General features: G+C 58.0%; 18 protein-coding genes. 8 read left to right on the forward strand and 10 right to left on the reverse strand.

Going from position 1 to position 16,826, the window contains the following annotated elements; all coding sequences use genetic code 11:
- Genes gspF through WFO70_RS09445 form a run of 5 tightly spaced genes read right to left on the reverse strand, consistent with a single transcriptional unit; the run spans position 1 to position 5,667 of the window.
- Positions 1–1,209 (reverse strand): type II secretion system inner membrane protein GspF, encoded by a 1,209-nt coding sequence (gene gspF, locus WFO70_RS09425; RefSeq protein ID WP_337015809.1) that lies wholly within the window; start codon positions 1,207–1,209, stop codon positions 1–3.
- Complete coding sequence (gene gspE, locus WFO70_RS09430) at positions 1,209–2,687, reverse strand: type II secretion system ATPase GspE (RefSeq protein WP_337015810.1); 1,479 nt, start codon at positions 2,685–2,687, stop codon at positions 1,209–1,211. The genes gspF and gspE overlap by 1 nt, the downstream gene beginning before the upstream one ends.
- Positions 2,688–2,701: 14 nt before the next feature.
- Entirely contained in the window at positions 2,702–4,609 is a 1,908-nt protein-coding gene (gene gspD, locus WFO70_RS09435) for a type II secretion system secretin GspD (protein WP_337015811.1), read from the reverse strand.
- Between the two features lie 13 nt (positions 4,610–4,622).
- On the reverse strand, positions 4,623–5,354 hold the full coding sequence (gspC, locus tag WFO70_RS09440) for a type II secretion system protein GspC (protein WP_337015812.1): 732 nt from the start codon (positions 5,352–5,354) through the stop codon (positions 4,623–4,625).
- Positions 5,296–5,667: a hypothetical protein gene (locus WFO70_RS09445; protein WP_337015814.1), complete on the reverse strand. Its 372-nt coding sequence runs from the start codon at positions 5,665–5,667 to the stop codon at positions 5,296–5,298. The genes gspC and WFO70_RS09445 overlap by 59 nt, the downstream gene beginning before the upstream one ends.
- On the opposite strand from WFO70_RS09445, the gene WFO70_RS09450 reads away from it, so the two are divergent.
- Positions 5,653–7,230: an ExeA family protein gene (locus WFO70_RS09450; protein WP_337015815.1), complete on the forward strand. Its 1,578-nt coding sequence runs from the start codon at positions 5,653–5,655 to the stop codon at positions 7,228–7,230. The two genes, WFO70_RS09445 and WFO70_RS09450, sit on opposite strands and share 15 nt — an antisense overlap.
- On the forward strand, positions 7,230–7,766 hold the full coding sequence (locus tag WFO70_RS09455) for a hypothetical protein (protein ID WP_337015816.1): 537 nt from the start codon (positions 7,230–7,232) through the stop codon (positions 7,764–7,766). The genes WFO70_RS09450 and WFO70_RS09455 overlap by 1 nt, the downstream gene beginning before the upstream one ends.
- Positions 7,767–7,792: 26 nt before the next feature.
- On the opposite strand, the gene WFO70_RS09460 is transcribed toward WFO70_RS09455, so the two are convergent.
- The 3 genes from WFO70_RS09460 to WFO70_RS09470 form a co-directional block, all read right to left on the reverse strand.
- A complete protein-coding gene (locus WFO70_RS09460) occupies positions 7,793–8,416 on the reverse strand; it encodes a helix-turn-helix domain-containing protein (protein WP_337015818.1) in 624 nt (207 codons plus the stop codon).
- 276 nt (positions 8,417–8,692) lie between these two features.
- A complete protein-coding gene (locus tag WFO70_RS09465; RefSeq protein WP_337015819.1) occupies positions 8,693–9,523 on the reverse strand; it encodes an N-acetylmuramoyl-L-alanine amidase in 831 nt (276 codons plus the stop codon).
- Positions 9,520–9,843 carry a heavy metal-binding domain-containing protein gene (locus WFO70_RS09470; RefSeq protein WP_271269368.1) on the reverse strand — a complete coding sequence of 108 codons (324 nt, stop codon included), beginning with the start codon at positions 9,841–9,843 and terminating at the stop codon, positions 9,520–9,522. The genes WFO70_RS09465 and WFO70_RS09470 overlap by 4 nt, the downstream gene beginning before the upstream one ends.
- Before the next feature lie 108 nt (positions 9,844–9,951).
- Here WFO70_RS09470 and WFO70_RS09475 point away from each other — a divergent pair, with 108 nt between their 5' ends.
- The 6 genes from WFO70_RS09475 to artJ all read left to right on the forward strand — a co-directional run bounded on the left by WFO70_RS09475 (position 9,952) and on the right by artJ (position 14,461).
- Positions 9,952–10,470 carry a lipoprotein gene (locus WFO70_RS09475; RefSeq protein WP_337015820.1) on the forward strand — a complete coding sequence of 173 codons (519 nt, stop codon included), beginning with the start codon at positions 9,952–9,954 and terminating at the stop codon, positions 10,468–10,470.
- 213 nt (positions 10,471–10,683) lie between these two features.
- Complete coding sequence (artP, locus tag WFO70_RS09480) at positions 10,684–11,412, forward strand: arginine ABC transporter ATP-binding protein ArtP (protein ID WP_337015821.1); 729 nt, start codon at positions 10,684–10,686, stop codon at positions 11,410–11,412.
- Between the two features lie 20 nt (positions 11,413–11,432).
- Entirely contained in the window at positions 11,433–12,164 is a 732-nt protein-coding gene (gene artI / locus WFO70_RS09485; protein ID WP_337015822.1) for an arginine ABC transporter substrate-binding protein ArtI, read from the forward strand.
- 6 nt (positions 12,165–12,170) lie between these two features.
- Positions 12,171–12,887 (forward strand): arginine ABC transporter permease ArtQ, encoded by a 717-nt coding sequence (gene artQ / locus WFO70_RS09490; protein ID WP_032617286.1) that lies wholly within the window; start codon positions 12,171–12,173, stop codon positions 12,885–12,887.
- A complete protein-coding gene (gene artM, locus WFO70_RS09495) occupies positions 12,887–13,555 on the forward strand; it encodes an arginine ABC transporter permease ArtM (RefSeq protein WP_333850369.1) in 669 nt (222 codons plus the stop codon). Before artQ ends, artM begins: the two co-directional genes overlap by 1 nt.
- A gap of 174 nt (positions 13,556–13,729) precedes the next feature.
- A complete protein-coding gene (gene artJ, locus WFO70_RS09500; RefSeq protein ID WP_142488860.1) occupies positions 13,730–14,461 on the forward strand; it encodes an arginine ABC transporter substrate-binding protein ArtJ in 732 nt (243 codons plus the stop codon).
- A 98-nt stretch (positions 14,462–14,559) separates the two neighbouring features.
- Here artJ and WFO70_RS09505 read toward each other — a convergent pair whose 3' ends face one another.
- On the reverse strand, positions 14,560–16,014 hold the full coding sequence (locus tag WFO70_RS09505; RefSeq protein ID WP_337015824.1) for a sensor histidine kinase: 1,455 nt from the start codon (positions 16,012–16,014) through the stop codon (positions 14,560–14,562).
- On the reverse strand, positions 16,011–16,703 hold the full coding sequence (locus WFO70_RS09510) for a response regulator transcription factor (RefSeq protein ID WP_337015825.1): 693 nt from the start codon (positions 16,701–16,703) through the stop codon (positions 16,011–16,013). The genes WFO70_RS09505 and WFO70_RS09510 overlap by 4 nt, the downstream gene beginning before the upstream one ends.
- Positions 16,704–16,826: the final 123 nt, after the last annotated feature.

The following is a 16,826-nucleotide window of genomic DNA, read 5'->3' on the forward strand; positions in this document are numbered from 1 at the left end:
TTAACCTACCATGTTATTAAGTTGCAGAAGCGGCTGTAATATTGACAGCACGATAAACAGCACAATGGTTGCCATCGACACCACCAGCGCCGGTTCAAAGACCGACAGCGTCAGGGTGATGCGATGCTGTAATGCTGATTCCTGGTTTTCCGCCGCGCGGTCCATTAAATTGCCTAATTCCCCGCTCTCTTCACCGGAGGCGATCATATACAGCATGGTGGGGGGGAATAATTTCGCCTGATCCAGCGCGTTATAGAGAGAAGCCCCCTGACGCACGGTGTCGGCCGCCTGCTCCAGCACCTGCCGGGCATACAGATTGTCGATCCCGTCCATCGCGATATACATCCCCTCCAGCAGCGGCACGCTGCTGGCCTGCAAAATACTCAGGGTGCGGATATAGCGGGCGCTGTTGATGGCGCAGACCAGCTTTTTGATCGGCGCGTTGTTCACCAGCCAGCTGTGCCACCGAAAGCGGTTTTGGCTTTTTCGCAGCCAGGTCTTAAAGCCGATAAAGGCCCCGGCAAAGCCAGCGGCGAGATAAATCCCCCAGGCCTGCAGGAAATCGCTCACCGCAATCAGGGTGCGGGTGGTGATCGGCAGTTGCTGCTTCATGTGGGTGAACTGCTCGATCACCTGCGGCACCACCGCCACCAGCAAAATGCTGATGACCGCAATGGCCACCACCGTCAGGGTGATCGGGTAGACCATCGCCTGAGTGAGCTTGCTTTTCATCTTCTGGCGCTGCTCGTTGTACTCCGCCAGCTTCTCCAGCACCTCGCCGAGGTGGCCGGTTTTTTCCCCGGCCATCACCAGGGTGCAGTAGAGTTTGTCGAAGGTGCGGGGGAACTGGCTGAAGGCGTCGAACAGGGTATGCCCCTCCACCACCTTCTCGCGGATCTCCCCCACCATCGCCGCCAGCTTTTTATCTTCCGTCTGTTTCGCGATGGCCTTCAGGGCGCTCTCCAGCGGCAATGCGGCGTTGACCAGGGTCGAGAGCTGGCGGGTAAACATCGACAGTACCGGCGTTGTGAGCTTCGCCCCGGCGGCCGCTTTACCGCCCGCCGTCTTCTCCCGGGTTTCGCTGATGCTGACCGGCATCAGCTGTTGATCCCGCAGCATCTGGCGCACCTGTTTTTGCCCTTCGGCCTGCAGCGATCCGCGCCGGGTTTTGCCCGCCGCGTCGGTGGCGGTCCATGCGTAGAAGGCCATCAGGCATCCCCTCCCCGCTCGGCGGTCACCCGCATCACCTCTTCCAGGGAGGTGACACCGCTGATGACCTTCAGCAGGCCGTTCTCGCGCAGGCTGTAGGCCTGTTTAAAGAGCTGGGTTTCGATGGACATCTCATCTTTGTCTTCGTGAATGGCCCGGCGCATGGCGCTGTCCACCACCATGAACTCATGAATGCCCGCCCGCCCCTGATAGCCGCTCTGGCGGCAGTGTTCGCAGCCCACCGCGCGCCAGATCGCCTGCGGCGGGGTTGGCATAAAGCTGAACAACACCTGTTCATTGTCGTCCAGCGGACTGGTGGTCCGGCAGTGGCTACACAGCCGACGCACCAGACGCTGGGCAATGACACCGAGCAACGATGATCCGATTAAAAAGGACTCCAGCCCCATATCCCGCAGACGGGTAATGGCCCCGGCGGCGCTGTTGGTGTGCAGGGTGGACATCACCAGGTGCCCGGTCAGGGACGCCTGGACCGCGATTTGTGCGGTTTCGCCGTCGCGGATCTCGCCGATCATCACCACGTCCGGGTCCTGACGCAGAATGGCGCGCAGCCCCCGGGCGAAGGTCATCTCCACGCGGGGGTTAACCTGGGTCTGCCCCACCCCTTCCAGCTCGTACTCGATCGGATCTTCAACGGTCAGGATGTTGCGTTCATGGCCGTTCAGCGCCGACAGAATGGCGTACAGGGTGGTGCTTTTCCCGGAACCGGTGGGCCCGGTGACGAGGATGATGCCGTGGGGGCGGTCAATCAGCCCTTTTAATTTTTCCAGCTCTTCATCAATCAGGCCGAGCCTGTTGATATCTGGCTTAAGATTGCTTTTATCCAGCAGACGCATCACCACCCGCTCGCCGTACTGGGACGGAATGGTGGAGACGCGCACGTCGATGGCCTTGCGGCCAATGCGCAGGGAGATACGCCCGTCCTGGGGCAGACGTTTCTCGGCGATATCCAGTTTTGACATCACCTTGATGCGCGACACCAGCAGCGGGGCGAGCTTGCGCGCCGGTTGCAGCACCGGGCGCAGTACGCCGTCGACGCGAAAACGGATGCTCAGGGTGCGCTCGAAGGTTTCGATATGAATATCCGACGCCCCCTCTTTTACCGCCTCGCCGAGGATGGCGTTGATCAGGCGGATCACCGGCGAGTTTTCGTCGTTATCCAGCAGATCCTCGTTGTCGGGGATCTCCTCGGTCAGGGCCATCAGGTCGATGTCGGCGTCCATGTCGTCCACCAGCTGCTGGGAGACGCCGCTGTTCTGCTGCCAGATCTTCGCCAGCATCTCGTCAAAGGCTTCCGCCGTCAGAACCGTCGGGATAAAGGATCGCCCCAGCACCCGGCGCATCTCCAGCAGGGCAAACGCCGGGGCGTCATCCCGCACCCAGACCCGATCCTGATAAAAGAGGATCCCCTGTGTTTTGGCGTAGTTGCTGGTGCATAGCTCGTGAGTCAGTCCATCCATGTTGTGCCTCGAGGTTACTCTTTAAACGGGTTGCGACTGGCCGGCGTGGTGCTGGCCGCGGTCGGATAAGCGGGCAGCACGGCGTTCCCTTCCGGGGCAACGATGCCCAGCTTTTTCTCCTCCAGCCGCTGCTGCTGACGGGCGCGGATCTGGTCGTATTTCTCTTTCGACGAGGCGCTGTAGGTGTCGTCGTCGCGCAGGACGGTGGTATGGATAAAGACCATCAGGTTACGTTTCGAGGTGTCCTGGGTGGTGTAGCGGAACAGCTGCCCGACCAGCGGCAGATCGCCCAGCAGCGGCACCTTCGAGACGTTCTGCTTGGTGTTGTTCTCCATCAAGCCGCCGAGCACCACGGTCTGGCCGCTGTGCACCATCACTTCGTTATTGATGGTGCGGGTATTGAAGGTCGGGCCGAGGCTGGCATCTTCGGTGGCGCTGGCATCGACGCTGGAGACCTCCTGCTCAATCTTGAGATGAATGATGTCGCCATCGTTAATCTGCGGCACAATTTTCAGCTTGGTGCCGACGGTTTTGCGCTCTACCGAGTTAAAGACGTTGTCGCCGCTGGTGGTCTGGGATCCGGCCAGCACCGGCACATCCTGACCAACGTTGAAGGAGGCCTCTTTGTTATCGAGGGTGACGACGCTCGGGGTTGAAAGAATGTCGTTTTTGCCGTCGCTGGCGAGGGCGGTCATCAGGGCACCAAAGTCGCCGTTAAAGAAACCGGTCGCCAGGCCGGTGAAGCTGGTGCCTTTCATCGAGCCATTCTTGATCTGGCTGATGGGCAGACCGGTGGAGCCAAACTGCACTCCGCCATGTTTGCTGGTCCACTGCACGCCGAGGTCAAGACCGTTTCCGTCCTGGACCTCCGCAATGATCGCCTCCACCAGCACCTGCGGACGACGGATATCCAGCTTGTCGATCACCTTTTCCAGCGAATTCATCACGTTGGGCTGGGCGGTGATCACCAGTGAGTTGGTGGCTTCATCAGCGGTGATGTTCAGATCGCTGCTGGCAGAGGGGGTTTTGCCTTTTGCCGCCCCGGCTTTGTCTTTCAGCTGCTCGCCAATCCCGGTCAGCACCGGCACCACCTTGCTGGCGTTGGCGTATTTGAGGTAGAAGACGCGGGTATTGCCTTCGTTGTTCTGCTCGCGATCCAGTTGCCCCACCAGCGATCGGGTGCGCGCCCGGGCGTCTTCCGGGCCGCTGATGATCAGGCTGTTAGTCTGGTCGTCGGCCACCACTTTGGTCGCCAGCTGCGGCGCGTTCTGCCCTTTTTGCTCTTCGTTGTTAAGGTTGTTCAGCATCTCCGAGAGGGCTTTGGCAGAGGCGTAGCGCAGCGGGACGATCTCCCGGCGCTGCACCCCGGAGCGATCGACGCGCTCCACCAGATCCACCAGCCGGTTGACCACCGAGGCGCGCCCGGTCAGCAACAGCACGTTGGAGGGTTCGAAGTGCACCACGTTGCCAATGCCCGAGGCATCGTTCAGCTGGCGCAGCAGCGGCGCCAGCTCGCGCACCGGCACGTTCTCCATGCGCACCACCCGGGTGATGATCTCATCGCCCTTGCCGGGATTATTGGCATCGGCTACCGGCACCCCGGCGGTACGGGCCACGCTGGAGCGCACCACTTTCACCATGCCGTTATCCATCGGGATCACCGACAGGCCGTAGACATCCAGCACGCTGAGAAAGAACTGGTAATATTCTTCCTCGGTCAGCACGTTATAGGTGCGGACCGAGACGGTGCCCTGCACGGACGGATCGACCAGAATCGTTTTATTCAGGTTGCGGCTTACCGTATCGATAAATTCGCGGATATCGGTATTTTTAAAGCTGGCGCTAAAATTGGCCGCCAGCAGTGAGCTGGAATAGAGCGAGGCGGCGGTCAATACCAGACACGCCCAGGGAATTTTCTTCATGGCTTTGCACTTGTTAATTGTTTAAAACATTAACCCGAATATTTTCAAGGTGAGCGTGACGTCTGACGACGACTTCCGCTTCTCTCATTTTCGACCAGCTGGCGATAATATTTTTCGCCTGTTCTTCTTTCGTCATATCGACGGAATTCACTTTCACCACCACATCGCCTTTTTCCAGTCCGCTGTGGCTGAAAAAAGCCGACGCATGCTTCGGCATAATGTAATAGCCGTTGAGCTGCCCCTTATCGAACCACGGCTTCAGCACCAGATAGTCGTTGAGATGGAGGTGATCGACTCCCGCATCGGCCACGGGCCGGGGGATGGGCGTATCAGGGGGATCGCCTTTGAAATAGTCGGGGCGTTTGAGAGCCAGCGTCTGGGGAGCGCCCTGGTAGCTGATCACCACGTTGTCGGGGTTGATCTCCTCGACCCAGGCATCGTTATAGCCGGTCAGGCTCTCGCCTTCCCGGTAGCTCTGCTGCCCGGAGGGGGTTTTGATGACCGCAAACGACATCCATGCTTCATCACTGCTGATGATCCCCTCCACCTCGGCCCCGAGGGGGGCTGTCACCGTGCGCGGGAGAGCATCCTGATTAACGGCGGGCTGGAACAGGGTAAATTGCTGGGCCTTAACCGGCTCGCTGCTTATCGCATTATCAGGATCCGCGATCTTATCGCTGACTTTTTTATACTCTTTGAAGACCACATATCCCTGTTGTCCACTTAATATCAGCAGAATAAACATTACACAGGGCGTTATGAGTCCATATAAGCGCTGCATCGTCATTATTTAACGGGCCTTTAAAATGCAGAAATACGCAGCCTGACGCTGCACCAGATTTCCGCTCATAGTAATAATGGCCCACCGGTGGCTCCATCGGCTTTGCCATTAACTTTAATGCAGAAAAATATTGACCCTCATCAGGGGGAATGTTAGGCCCGATATTGAGGATATTTTTCTCCAGCCCGGAAATTGACCCTCCTTGCGCCATCCCGTACTTTCGCCAGCGAATATCGGTTTTGTCATTCCAGGGTGTGTTGCTATGTATCTGAGCCATTTTAATTTCGCCGGTCAGCCTTTCAGCAGAGTGACCCGTTCGGCGGGGGAGTTCTTTGTGCCCTACCATCAGGACGTGTTCGGCATGCTGAAGGACAAATCGCGCACGCCGGGGATGATGGGACTGTTTTCCGACGACGAATCCCTGCTCAGCCAGTTCACCCGCGAGCTGCTGGCCCAGACGCCTGCCGGAGTGGCAATCACTGCCTTTCCGACGCTGAGCGCCAGCGCCCTGCTCTATAAGCTCAACCCGAAGAACACCGATGCCAAAAACAGACTTCATGCCATTGATGCCGTGCTGCGCCAATGGCATGAAACCTTCCCGCGCTGTCGCACCCAGGGTCTGGTGCTGAGTATCCAGGCGATCCAGGGGATGCGTGACAGCAGCCGGGAGGTGCTGGGCATGCTGCTTACGCGTGCGCAGGAGTGCGATCTGCCGCTAACGATCCTGCTGACCGGCACCCCGGATCAGGAGGCACACCTGCTGGCGAGTAGCGGCCTCGGTGCCCGGATGCATACGCGCCATACCCTGCGCGCCCTCACCGGCCGCGAGTGTCATCACTATATTCAGGCCCACATCGCCCACCAGGGCGCGGAGGTCTCGCCCTTTACACCGGCCCGCATTCGTCGGATGCGGGCCCTGACCAGAGGTTCCGTCAGCCAGCTGAACGCGCTGGCGCATCTGGCGTTGCTGGCCGCATGGACCGAAAGGGCCGGGCTGGTCGGGACGCGTCATTTGCGCCTCGCGGCGAGGGAAGTGTTACCGGCCCAGGGCCACAAAAAGCGTCTGGCGACAGGGGGACTGTTCGCCTGCGTGATGCTTGCGGCCTGCGGCTGGCATTTCTCCGACGCGCTGACCGCGGCGCTACCCTTTAAACCGCCGGTGCCGGCCAGGTGGATCCCCCAGGCGAGCCATACGCCGTCGCCCACGCAGCCGGTGCTGGAGCGCGAGGTGGTGAACCAGCCGGACGCCATGCATCAGCTCTACACCATGTGGGGATACGATGCCTCCGCCGGGGAGGCGCTGTGCCAGAACGCGGGCCGGGTGAATTTGCAGTGTAAACAGGGCAGCGCGCCGCTGCCGATCCTGGAGCAGGAGGGGTATCCGTGGGTCAGCGAGCTGAAAACCGGGGACCACCTCAACTATGCGGTGGTGGCGCGGGTCGGGAAAGACTCTCTCGATCTACTGATGAACAACCGCACCTGGCAGGTGAGCCGAAACTGGTTCATCCAGCATGCCACCGGCAACTATACCCTGCTGCACCGCCTGACGCCGTCGGGCAAAGAGGCGATCACCGCCGCCAGCAACGGCCAGGACGTGGGCTGGCTCGATGCCCAGCTGAGTCAGGCCCTGAATGAGCCCGAAACGCACGCCCGCGTCTGGACGCAAACCCTCGAGACGCGGACCAAAGCATTCCAGAAAAACATGCACCTGAACGTTGATGGCCTGCCGGGGGAAGAGACCCTGATGCAGTTGATGCGGGTAAATCGCACCACGCCCGCCATTCTGACCTCGCTGAGCGACAGCGCGGTCGCCACGCCGGTTGAGGGGAAAACGTCATAATGTCTACGATATGTCTCGCTGCCCAGCGCAGCTATACCACCGGCGAGGCGGTGTGGTTCTCTTACCGTCTGCCCTCGATAAAAGGAGTGCTGGGGAGCGCGCTGGCCACGCTTCTCTGTCTGTGCGCGATGGTTATCGCCGGACTGTACGCACATCTCTGTTACAACCTGCGTCACCCGGAACCCGCCGCGAAACCGGCAGTCGCCGCCACGCCTGAGACTCAGGTATCGGATATGCACTATGTCTATGTGTCGAAACCCTTCCCGCAGCCGAAGCCAAAACCGCTGCCGATGGCCCCGCTCCCCGCACCGGACCAGAGCCCGATGAGGGATAATGAAGCCGACTGGCAACAGGTGCCAATGGATGAGGATCTGCCCGCTCCCCATGATGACCGCCATACCCCCTCCCTGGAGGAACGGTTTATGCAGGCCGTGAAAGAGCAGCAATTAGATTATTCTCAAGGAAAAATGCCGCCACAGCCGCAAGATGAGACGCTGAATAACGGACAAGGGATACAACAAATCTCCTCCGGCTGAGACGAAGGAGATCGGGCGGGTAAATTTCAGTAACGTTCCGGCAGACTGTTGATGGTAATCAGCTTGCCTTTTTCGACCACAATATAATGGCCTTTCTTAAGGTCGGAGAGAATTTTAATAATGGTGCTGCGGGCCAGGTTAGTATATTCCTGAATATAGTCATAGACGTTAATATCGCGCTTATGCAACAGGATCAAATCGTTAATTTCCAGCAGGAATTCGCGCACCACAGAATAGGCGCTGCGGGCGACCAGCACATCATCACGCTTGCTGAGGATACCGATATACCAGCCCAACACCTGAATCAGTTCTGACCAGAGATTATTTTCACGGATGATGGCTTCAAAATCAGATTTTTTAATGGTGCGGATCACGGTGGGCGTGCGGGCGAGGCCGTACATGTGGGCCGCATTATTGTAGATAGCAGCGACCCCTAAAAGACCCTGGGTGCGCATCGTAAACATGCTTAATTCATCGGAAAGACGGCGGATTTCCACTTCACCACTCACCACCACATGGACATAATCGGTGTCCGCGGTGATGATTTTCTGCCATTTCTTTAAGGTTTTTTCCGGACAATGGGCGGTAGCCGCAATAATTGCCTCTATCGCCTGTTGCGGACGACTGTTCGTTCCGTAGATGCTTAACATTATTATGCCTGTTATCAATTTTTAAAATAAAAGTTATGCGGCGAAAAAAAATATCGCAGCAGATTAAAAGTGACCTGATTCAGATAAAGAGAAATCGTAGAATAGAGTGAGAGTTATTCTCATATTTATTATTTGCTAAATTGCTTAGCAAGCTATAGGTACATAGTAGATGTGGGTAAATTTAAGTCAATTAACTAAAAATGAATTGCGGATGTACTTAAGATTAATCTTAAGTCAAAAAAGATAAGCCGATGTAAAACAGGGAATTTTCCAGGGCTATCCTTGCCCGTACTTTTCCAGCAGCGCTTCCGCAATGGCCATTGTTTCTTTATCAGATACACCATTCCATAATTGCGGGCGAAAATGCATTTGAAACGCCATGATTATTCTTTTTTGCTGTGCCAAAGATATATTCTCCGGCACTTCATATCCGTACCGGGCTAATAGATCGAGCAACGCCGAGGGCTCCACCGGCTGCCAGGGCGACTCGCCGTTAAGGTAGAACGCCACCCGGGCCGGATCCGGCCAGGCACCTATCCCCTGCTGCGCCAGCGCCTGCCAGGGAAACAGCGGCCCGGGATCGTCTTTGCGCTGCGGGGCGATATCCGCATGGGCCACCACGTTCTGCGGCTTGATGTCGTAACGCTGGATAATGTCCTTCGCCAGCGGGATCAGGGCGGCAATCTGCGCCGGTTCAAAGGGCACGAAGCGTTTCTGACCGCCGCTTTTTTGCCAGCCGCGGTTCTCCAGTTCAATGCCAATGGAGGTGTCGTTGATGCGGGTCGCGCCACGCCAGAAGCTGACCCCGGCATGCCAGGCCAGATCGCGCTCCGGCACCAGCTGCCAGATCCGCGGCTTGCCGTTGTGCTGGGGTGGGATCGCCGGGATCAGGTAGTGGGAGCTGACGTTTTTATCGGTCAGGGTGGCCAGCGAGCTGTCAAAGTCGTCGGCGGTGTAGTGGATCACCAGCACCTTGATGCGCGGATAGGCCGCCTGGGCCTGACGTCGGGCATCCACTTCATACGCCCCTTTATCGACGACCCCTTTTTCTGCCGCACAGCCTGCCAGCAGCAGCGCCAGCATGATCGGCCCAATCCCGCTCTTCATCGGCGCGTTTTCACCGCCGTACCGCTGACGCTGACCATCAGCATGCTGGCATCTTTGCCAACGGTTTCGTAGTCGATGTCGATCCCCACGACGGCATCGGCACCCAGCGCCTTCGCCTGCTCGCCAAGTTCTTTAAAGGCGATTTCACGCGCTTTACGCAGCTCTTTTTCATAGGCCCCGGAGCGGCCGCCGACGATATCGCGGATACCGGCAAAGAAGTCGCGGAAGATATTGGCCCCGAGAATGGCTTCGCCGGTGACCACGCCGCAGTATTCGCTGATCGGCTGTCCTTCCAGAGTGGGGGTGGTTGAAAATTGCATATGGGTCTCCTTGTTACAGGCCTAAGCGTATAAGAACAAACCATTATCTCTTCGTTACGCTATCATTTAAAGGTTAGTTAATTATTGCAGCCTAATAAGGAAATCAACATGCGCTATTCTGCTTTGACGCTTTTAGTGCCGTGCGCGCTGCTGCTCAGCGCCTGCACCACTCCGGTCACCCCGGCTTTTAAGGATATCGGAACCCGCAGCGGCAGCTGCATCACCGGCGGCCCGGATGCGGTGGCTCAACAGTTCTATGATTACCGCATTTCGCACCGCAGCAACGACTTCACCGCGCTGCGCCCCTACCTGAGCGATAACCTGGCCCAGCTGCTGAGCGATGCCAGCCGCGATCCACAGCATAAAAATCTGCTGAAAGACGATCCGTTCTCCAGCCGCACCATTGCGCCGCAAACGGCTGAAGTCGCCAGCGCCTCGACCATTCCGAATACCGATGCGCGCAATATTCCGCTGCGGGTGAAACTGACTCAGGGCAGCGAAAGCTGGCAGGATGAAGTGCTGATGATCCGTGAAGGGCAATGCTGGGCGATTGATGACGTGCGCTACCTCGGCGGCAGCGTCCACGCCCCGGCGGGCACCCTGCGCCAGTCTATTGAGAACCGTTAAGCCGATAAAACCCCGCAAAATGTCTGGCATTTCGTGAGGAATGCCGACATTTATTCTCGTCGCCATCTTCGCTCGCTACTTTGTGCTATGTTTAGGGGTAGTTACGGTTTATATTTAACTTTTAACGCATAAATATTGCATAACTATTCTGTCAACGGTACTATTTGCGGCCTCAATTGCTATAGATTGCCTGGATGAGTAAAGACTGCCCCGATGAGTATTCAACTAAACGGCATTAACTGCTTCTACGGCGCACACCAGGCGCTGTTCGACATCACCCTGAATTGTCCTGAGGGCGAAACGCTGGTCCTGCTTGGCCCAAGCGGCGCGGGTAAAAGCTCGCTGCTTCGCGTCCTCAATCTGCTTGAAATGCCGCGCTCCGGTACTCTGGATATCGCCGGTAATCACTTTAATTTTGCCAAAACGCCGTCTGAGAAAGCGATCCGCGATCTGCGTCAGAACGTCGGGATGGTCTTCCAGCAATACAATCTCTGGCCGCACCTTACCGTGCAGCAGAACCTGATCGAAGCCCCGTGCCGCGTGCTCGGTCTCTCCAAAGAGCAGGCCCTGGCCCGTGCCGAGAAGCTGCTGGAGCGTCTGCGTCTGAAGCCGTACAGCGATCGTTATCCGCTGCACCTCTCTGGCGGTCAGCAGCAGCGTGTGGCCATTGCCCGCGCCCTGATGATGGAGCCAGCCGTACTGCTGTTTGATGAACCGACCGCCGCGCTGGATCCGGAGATCACCGCCCAGATCGTCAGCATCATTCGTGAACTGGCGGAAACAAAGATTACTCAGGTGATCGTGACCCACGAAGTGGAAGTGGCGCGCAAAACCGCCAGTCGTGTGGTCTATATGGAAAACGGTCATATCGTTGAGCAAGGGGATGCGAGCTGCTTTGCCCAGCCGCAGACCGACGCGTTCAGAAATTATCTGTCTCACTAATCGAATCGAGAGAACGAACAATGAAAAAAATAGTGATTGCTGCCCTGCTGGCAAGCGTTAGCCTCTCTGCAACAGCGGCTGAGACCATTCGTTTCGCCACCGAAGCCTCCTATCCTCCGTTTGAGTCAATGGATGCCAACAACAAGATCGTCGGCTTCGATGTGGACCTGGCTAACGCCCTCTGTAAAGAGATCGACGCCACCTGTACTTTCGCCAATCAGTCCTTTGACAGCCTGATCCCGAGCCTGAAATTCCGTCGTATCGACGCGGTCATGGCCGGTATGGATATCACCCCCGAGCGTGAAAAGCAGGTTCTGTTCAGCACCCCGTATTATGAGAACTCTGCCCTGTTCATCGGTCAGAAAGGGAAATACGCCTCTATTGAGGCGCTGAAAGGCAAGAAAGTGGGCGTGCAGAACGGCACCACCCACCAGAAATTCATTATGGATAAGCACCCGGAAATCACTACCGTGCCGTACGACAGCTACCAGAACGCCCGTCTGGATCTGCAGAACGGCCGTATTGATGCCGTCTTTGGCGACAACGCGGTGGTCACCGAATGGCTGAAGGCCAACGACAAGCTGGCTGCGGTCGGTGATAAAGTGACGGATAAAGATTATTTCGGCACCGGCCTGGGCATTGCCGTGCGTCAGGGCAACACCGCGCTGCAGCAGAAATTCAACACCGCGCTGGAAAAAGTGAAGCAGGATGGCACGTACGATTCCATCTACAAAAAATGGTTCCAGAAGTAAGAACTGATGAACGAAATTTTTCCATTAGCAAGCGCCGCCGGGATGACCGTCGGCCTTGCCGTTTGTGCGCTGATCATCGGCCTGGTGCTGGCGATGATCTTTGCCGTGTGGGAGTCGGCTAAGTGGCGGCCTGTCGCCTGGACCGGCTCTGCACTGGTGACCCTTCTTCGTGGCCTGCCGGAAATTCTGGTGGTCCTGTTTATCTATTTCGGCTCCTCACAGCTGCTGCTGATGCTGTCGGACGGCTTTACGCTCAATCTGGGCGTGGTGCAGATCCCGATTCAGATGCAGATTGAAAACTTTGACGTCAGCCCGTTCCTGTGCGGCGTGATCGCCCTCTCCCTGCTCTACTCCGCCTATGCCTCGCAGACCTTGCGCGGCGCGCTGAAAGCGGTGCCGGTGGGTCAGTGGGAGTCCGGTCAGGCGCTGGGGCTGTCGAAAACGGCAATCTTCTTCCGTCTGGTGATGCCGCAGATGTGGCGTCACGCCCTGCCGGGCCTCGGCAACCAGTGGCTGGTGCTGCTGAAAGATACCGCCCTGGTGAGCTTAATCAGCGTTAACGATCTGATGCTGCAGACTAAAAGCATCGCCACCCGGACCCAGGAGCCTTTTACCTGGTACATCGTGGCGGCGGCTATCTACCTGGTGATCACGTTGCTCAGTCAGTACATCCTCAAGCGTATTGACCTGCGTGCGACGCGCTTTGAACGGAGACCAGGCTGATGCTGGATTACTTACCCGAACTGATGAAAGGGCTGCACACCAGCCTGACGCTGACCGTCGCTTCGATTATTGTGGCGCTGGTGCTGGCGTTGATTTTCACCATTATCCTGACGCTGAAAACGCCGGTGCTGGTGTGGATCGTGCGCGGCTACATCACCCTGTTTACCGGCACGCCGCTGCTGGTGCAGATCTTCCTGATTTACTACGGCCCGGGCCAGTTCCCGACGCTGCAGGAATACCCGGTGCTGTGGCACCTGCTCTCCGAGCCGTGGCTGTGCGCCCTGCTGGCCCTGTCGCTGAACAGTGCCGCCTATACCACCCAGCTGTTCTACGGCGCGATCCGTGCCATCCCGGACGGGCAGTGGCAATCCTGCGGTGCGCTGGGGATGAGCAAGAAAGATACGCTGGCGATCCTGCTGCCGTACGCCTTCAAGCGCGCCCTCTCCTCCTACTCCAACGAAGTGGTGCTGGTATTCAAGAGTACGTCTCTGGCCTATACCATCACCCTGATGGAAGTGATGGGCCACGGACAGCTGCTGTACGGACGCACCTACGATGTGATGGTGTTTGGTGCCGCGGGGGTGATCTACCTGGTGGTCAACGGCCTGCTGACCCTGCTGATGCGTCTGGTTGAGCGTAGAGCGCTGGCGTTCGAACGTCGCAACTAAAACTGCATACAATGTGATTAAAGAAGGCGGACAAGTCTAATCCCTGTCCGCCTTTTTTTATGGATAAAATAATAGTTAATCATTTTTATTGCATACAAATTCATTCAGTGGCATTGTAACTCCCAGCCGCAGACACGGCACATAATGACAAGATTGACAGACGGGAGCATCACAATGAAAAAGTTAGTTCTGGCCGCTTTACTGGCAACCTTCGCCGCAGGCGCTTCAGCCGCCGATAAAATCAATTTCGGTGTTTCTGCGACTTATCCGCCATTTGAATCGCTGGATGCCAGCAACCAGATCGTCGGCTTTGATATCGATCTCGCGAAAGCGCTCTGTACCCAGATGCAGGCCGAGTGCACCTTTACTAACCACGCCTTTGACAGCCTGATCCCGTCCCTGAAATTCAAGAAATATGACGCGGTGATCTCCGGGATGGACATCACTCCGGAGCGTAGCAAGCAGGTGACCTTCACCGACCCGTACTACGCCAACTCGGCGGTAGTGATTGCGAAGAAAGGGGCTTACAAATCCTTTGATGAGCTGAAAGGCAAGCGCATCGGGATGGAAAACGGCACCACGCACCAGAAATACCTCCAGGACAAGCATCCGGAAGTAAAAACCGTGGCCTATGACAGCTACCAGAACGCGATTATCGACCTGAAGAATGGCCGTATTGATGGCGTGTTTGGCGACACGGCGGTGGTGAATGAGTGGCTGAAAACAAACCCGCAGCTGGGCACCGCAACGGATAAAGTGACCGACCCGCAGTACTTCGGTACCGGTCTGGGCATCGCGGTCCGTCCGGATAACAAAGCCCTGGTGGAAAAACTGAACGGCGCGCTGAAAGCCATTAAAGCCGACGGCACCTATCAGAAAATCAGCGACCAGTGGTTCCCGCAGTAAATGTTTTTTGCCGGGTGGCGGCTTCGCCTTACCCGGCCTACGAATAGTGCGGTTTGTGGTTTTGTAAGCCGGGTAAGCGCAGCGCCACCCGGCATTACTCACAGCGGCACAAAGAAGCGAAAACGAGCCCCTTTCGCCGCCTCCATCAGCCTGATCCCACCCCCGTGCAGCTCCAGCATCCGTTTGACGATCAATAATCCTAACCCGCCGCGATTATCCCGTGACGCCTGCTGGCTCAGCGCCGATGGCCGCATAAACAGCTGATCGCGCAGATGCTCCTCCACGCCCGGCCCGCTGTCATTGACCTCCACCTGCAACTGCTCGCCCTCCAGCCACACTTTCAGGCCGATCTCGCCGCCCGGCGGGGTATGGCGAATGGCGTTATCCAGCAGATTGGTCACCACCCGCTCGATCATCGACAGATCGGCATTGATCATCGGCAGCTGGCGCGGCACGTCGATAACCAGCCGCAGCTGGCGGGTCTCCACCGCCAGGTCAAACTTCTGCGCCACGTCGGAGATCAGCTCCCCGATGGCAAAGCGCTCCCGCTGCGGCTTGATGCTGCCGTGCTCGAGGCGCGCCAGCTCAAACAGCTGCTGGGAGAGATGACGCACTTTGTGCCCCTGACGCAGGGCGATAGAGAGGTAGTGCTGGGTCTCCTGGGCGGAAAGCGTGCCGGATTTCAGCGACAGGGTCTCCAGATACCCCAGCAGCGCGGTCAGCGGAGTGCGCAGATCGTGGGAGATATTGGCGATGAACTCCCGGCGCTGGCGGTCGCTGTCCGCCAGCTGATCCCACTGACTGGCGATCTGCTGCGCCAGTTCGATAAAGGTGTTGCGCAGCAGGGCCACTTCGTCAGACGGGGCGACCTGCGGCGGCTGGGCGGCGAGCTGCTTAATGACGTGCATACTTTCCCTATCGAGGCCACTCACCTCGTCGGTTAACTGCTTCACCGGCCGGGTAACCCAGTACCAGACCAGCCCGCCCGCCAGTGCGCCGAACAGGGCCACCAGCAGCAGCGACCAGGCCACCGTGCTCCACAGGGTTTTGTGCCACGCCCGCTCCGCCAGCGCATTCAGCTCTTCTCCCTGCAAAATGATGTAGAGATAGCCGCGCAGCACGCCGTCCTGGTGCAGCGGCACGGCGCTGAAGACCTTTTCACCCGTCAGGGTGCGGGGATCGTCTCCGTAGACCGGCATCACCCCGCCGCTAAGAAACTGCTGCACCGGGGCAATGGCGAGCTTTTGCCGTTTGATATGCCCCGGCGGTGCGGCGTCGGCGAGGATCTCTCCGTCCGGGGAGAGAATGTAGAGTTCCACGCTGGGGTTAAAAGTCATCAGCCGGTCGAACAGCGGCTTGAGCCGGGTGCGATCCACCTGCCCGTTGGCATCCAGCAGGGTTTCACGCTGGGCGATGTGCTGCGCCAGCCCGCCGGAGAGGCGCTGGATCATGGCATTGCCGTACTGCATGCTGGTCCAGAGCTGCACCGCGCAGGCCACTGCCGCACAGCCCGTCAACAGCAGGATAAACAGCAGGGTCAGACGACGCGTCATTCCGCCTCCCGGGCAAACTTGTAGCCCTTACCCCAGACGGTGCGGATCACCTCCGGCTCGGCGGCGTCTTTTTCAATTTTTACCCGCAGGCGGTTGATGTGGGTGTTAACGGTGTGTTCGTAGCCTTCGTGCTGATATCCCCAGACCTGCTCCAGCAGCGCCAGGCGGGAGAAGACCTCCCCAGGATGACGGGCAAAAAAGTAGAGTAAATCGAACTCGCGCGGCGTCAGGTCAATCGGCTCGCCGTGCAGCAGGACGCTGCGGGCCAGCGGGTCGATGGTCAGCCCGTGGGCGGCGATCAGCCCGGAGGTCTGCTGGCCCATCGCCTGCTGACGGCGGAACAGGGCCCGGATCCGCGCCACCAGCTCCTGCACCGAGAAAGGTTTGGCGAGGTAGTCATCGGCCCCGGTTTCGAGACCCAGAATGCGTTCGGTTTCGCTGCTGCGGGCGCTGATAATAATCACCGGCAGGTAGTGGTCGCGCTGGCGGATCGCCCGGCAGAGAGTCAGCCCGTCAACGTTGGGCAGCATCAGGTCGAGGATCACCGCATCCCAGTGGGCCTGGCCGAGCAGGTGCAGCGCCCTGCCCCCATCCGCCTCGTGGGTGATCACATAGCCTTCGTCTTCTAAATTGAGGCGCAGTAACGCGGCGATATCGCCGTCGTCCTCCACCAGCAGGATCTGCTTCATCGGTCAGCCTTATTCACTCTTAACAGGTAAAGCTTACCCGATTTCCGGGGCGGGAAACGTTCACATTTTGTTTAAGATTGCGCGGGGGTCTCGCCGGGTGGAGGCTGCGCCTTACCCGGCCTA

Origin of the sequence: Leclercia sp. AS011 (assembly GCF_037152535.1) — a bacterium.
Classification (GTDB): Bacteria; Pseudomonadota; Gammaproteobacteria; order Enterobacterales; family Enterobacteriaceae; genus Enterobacter.

Bases quoted from the DNA above. Each gene is read 5' to 3' on its own strand.
- gspD (WP_337015811.1), bottom strand. From the start codon at position 4,609: ATGAAGAAAATTCCCTGGGCGTGTCTGGTATTGACCGCCGCCTCGCTC.
- artJ (WP_142488860.1), top strand. From the start codon at position 13,730: ATGAAAAAGTTAGTTCTGGCCGCTTTACTGGCAACCTTCGCCGCAGGC.
- WFO70_RS09510 (WP_337015825.1), bottom strand. From the start codon at position 16,703: ATGAAGCAGATCCTGCTGGTGGAGGACGACGGCGATATCGCCGCGTTA.
- artI (WP_337015822.1), top strand. From the start codon at position 11,433: ATGAAAAAAATAGTGATTGCTGCCCTGCTGGCAAGCGTTAGCCTCTCT.
- WFO70_RS09470 (WP_271269368.1), bottom strand. From the start codon at position 9,843: ATGCAATTTTCAACCACCCCCACTCTGGAAGGACAGCCGATCAGCGAA.
- WFO70_RS09455 (WP_337015816.1), top strand. From the start codon at position 7,230: ATGTCTACGATATGTCTCGCTGCCCAGCGCAGCTATACCACCGGCGAG.
- artP (WP_337015821.1), top strand. From the start codon at position 10,684: ATGAGTATTCAACTAAACGGCATTAACTGCTTCTACGGCGCACACCAG.
- WFO70_RS09450 (WP_337015815.1), top strand. From the start codon at position 5,653: ATGTATCTGAGCCATTTTAATTTCGCCGGTCAGCCTTTCAGCAGAGTG.
- gspF (WP_337015809.1), bottom strand. From the start codon at position 1,209: ATGGCCTTCTACGCATGGACCGCCACCGACGCGGCGGGCAAAACCCGG.
- gspC (WP_337015812.1), bottom strand. From the start codon at position 5,354: ATGTTTATTCTGCTGATATTAAGTGGACAACAGGGATATGTGGTCTTC.
- WFO70_RS09465 (WP_337015819.1), bottom strand. From the start codon at position 9,523: ATGAAGAGCGGGATTGGGCCGATCATGCTGGCGCTGCTGCTGGCAGGC.
- WFO70_RS09505 (WP_337015824.1), bottom strand. From the start codon at position 16,014: ATGACGCGTCGTCTGACCCTGCTGTTTATCCTGCTGTTGACGGGCTGT.
- WFO70_RS09475 (WP_337015820.1), top strand. From the start codon at position 9,952: ATGCGCTATTCTGCTTTGACGCTTTTAGTGCCGTGCGCGCTGCTGCTC.
- WFO70_RS09445 (WP_337015814.1), bottom strand. From the start codon at position 5,667: ATGGCTCAGATACATAGCAACACACCCTGGAATGACAAAACCGATATT.
- artM (WP_333850369.1), top strand. From the start codon at position 12,887: ATGCTGGATTACTTACCCGAACTGATGAAAGGGCTGCACACCAGCCTG.
- artQ (WP_032617286.1), top strand. From the start codon at position 12,171: ATGAACGAAATTTTTCCATTAGCAAGCGCCGCCGGGATGACCGTCGGC.
- gspE (WP_337015810.1), bottom strand. From the start codon at position 2,687: ATGGATGGACTGACTCACGAGCTATGCACCAGCAACTACGCCAAAACA.
- WFO70_RS09460 (WP_337015818.1), bottom strand. From the start codon at position 8,416: ATGTTAAGCATCTACGGAACGAACAGTCGTCCGCAACAGGCGATAGAG.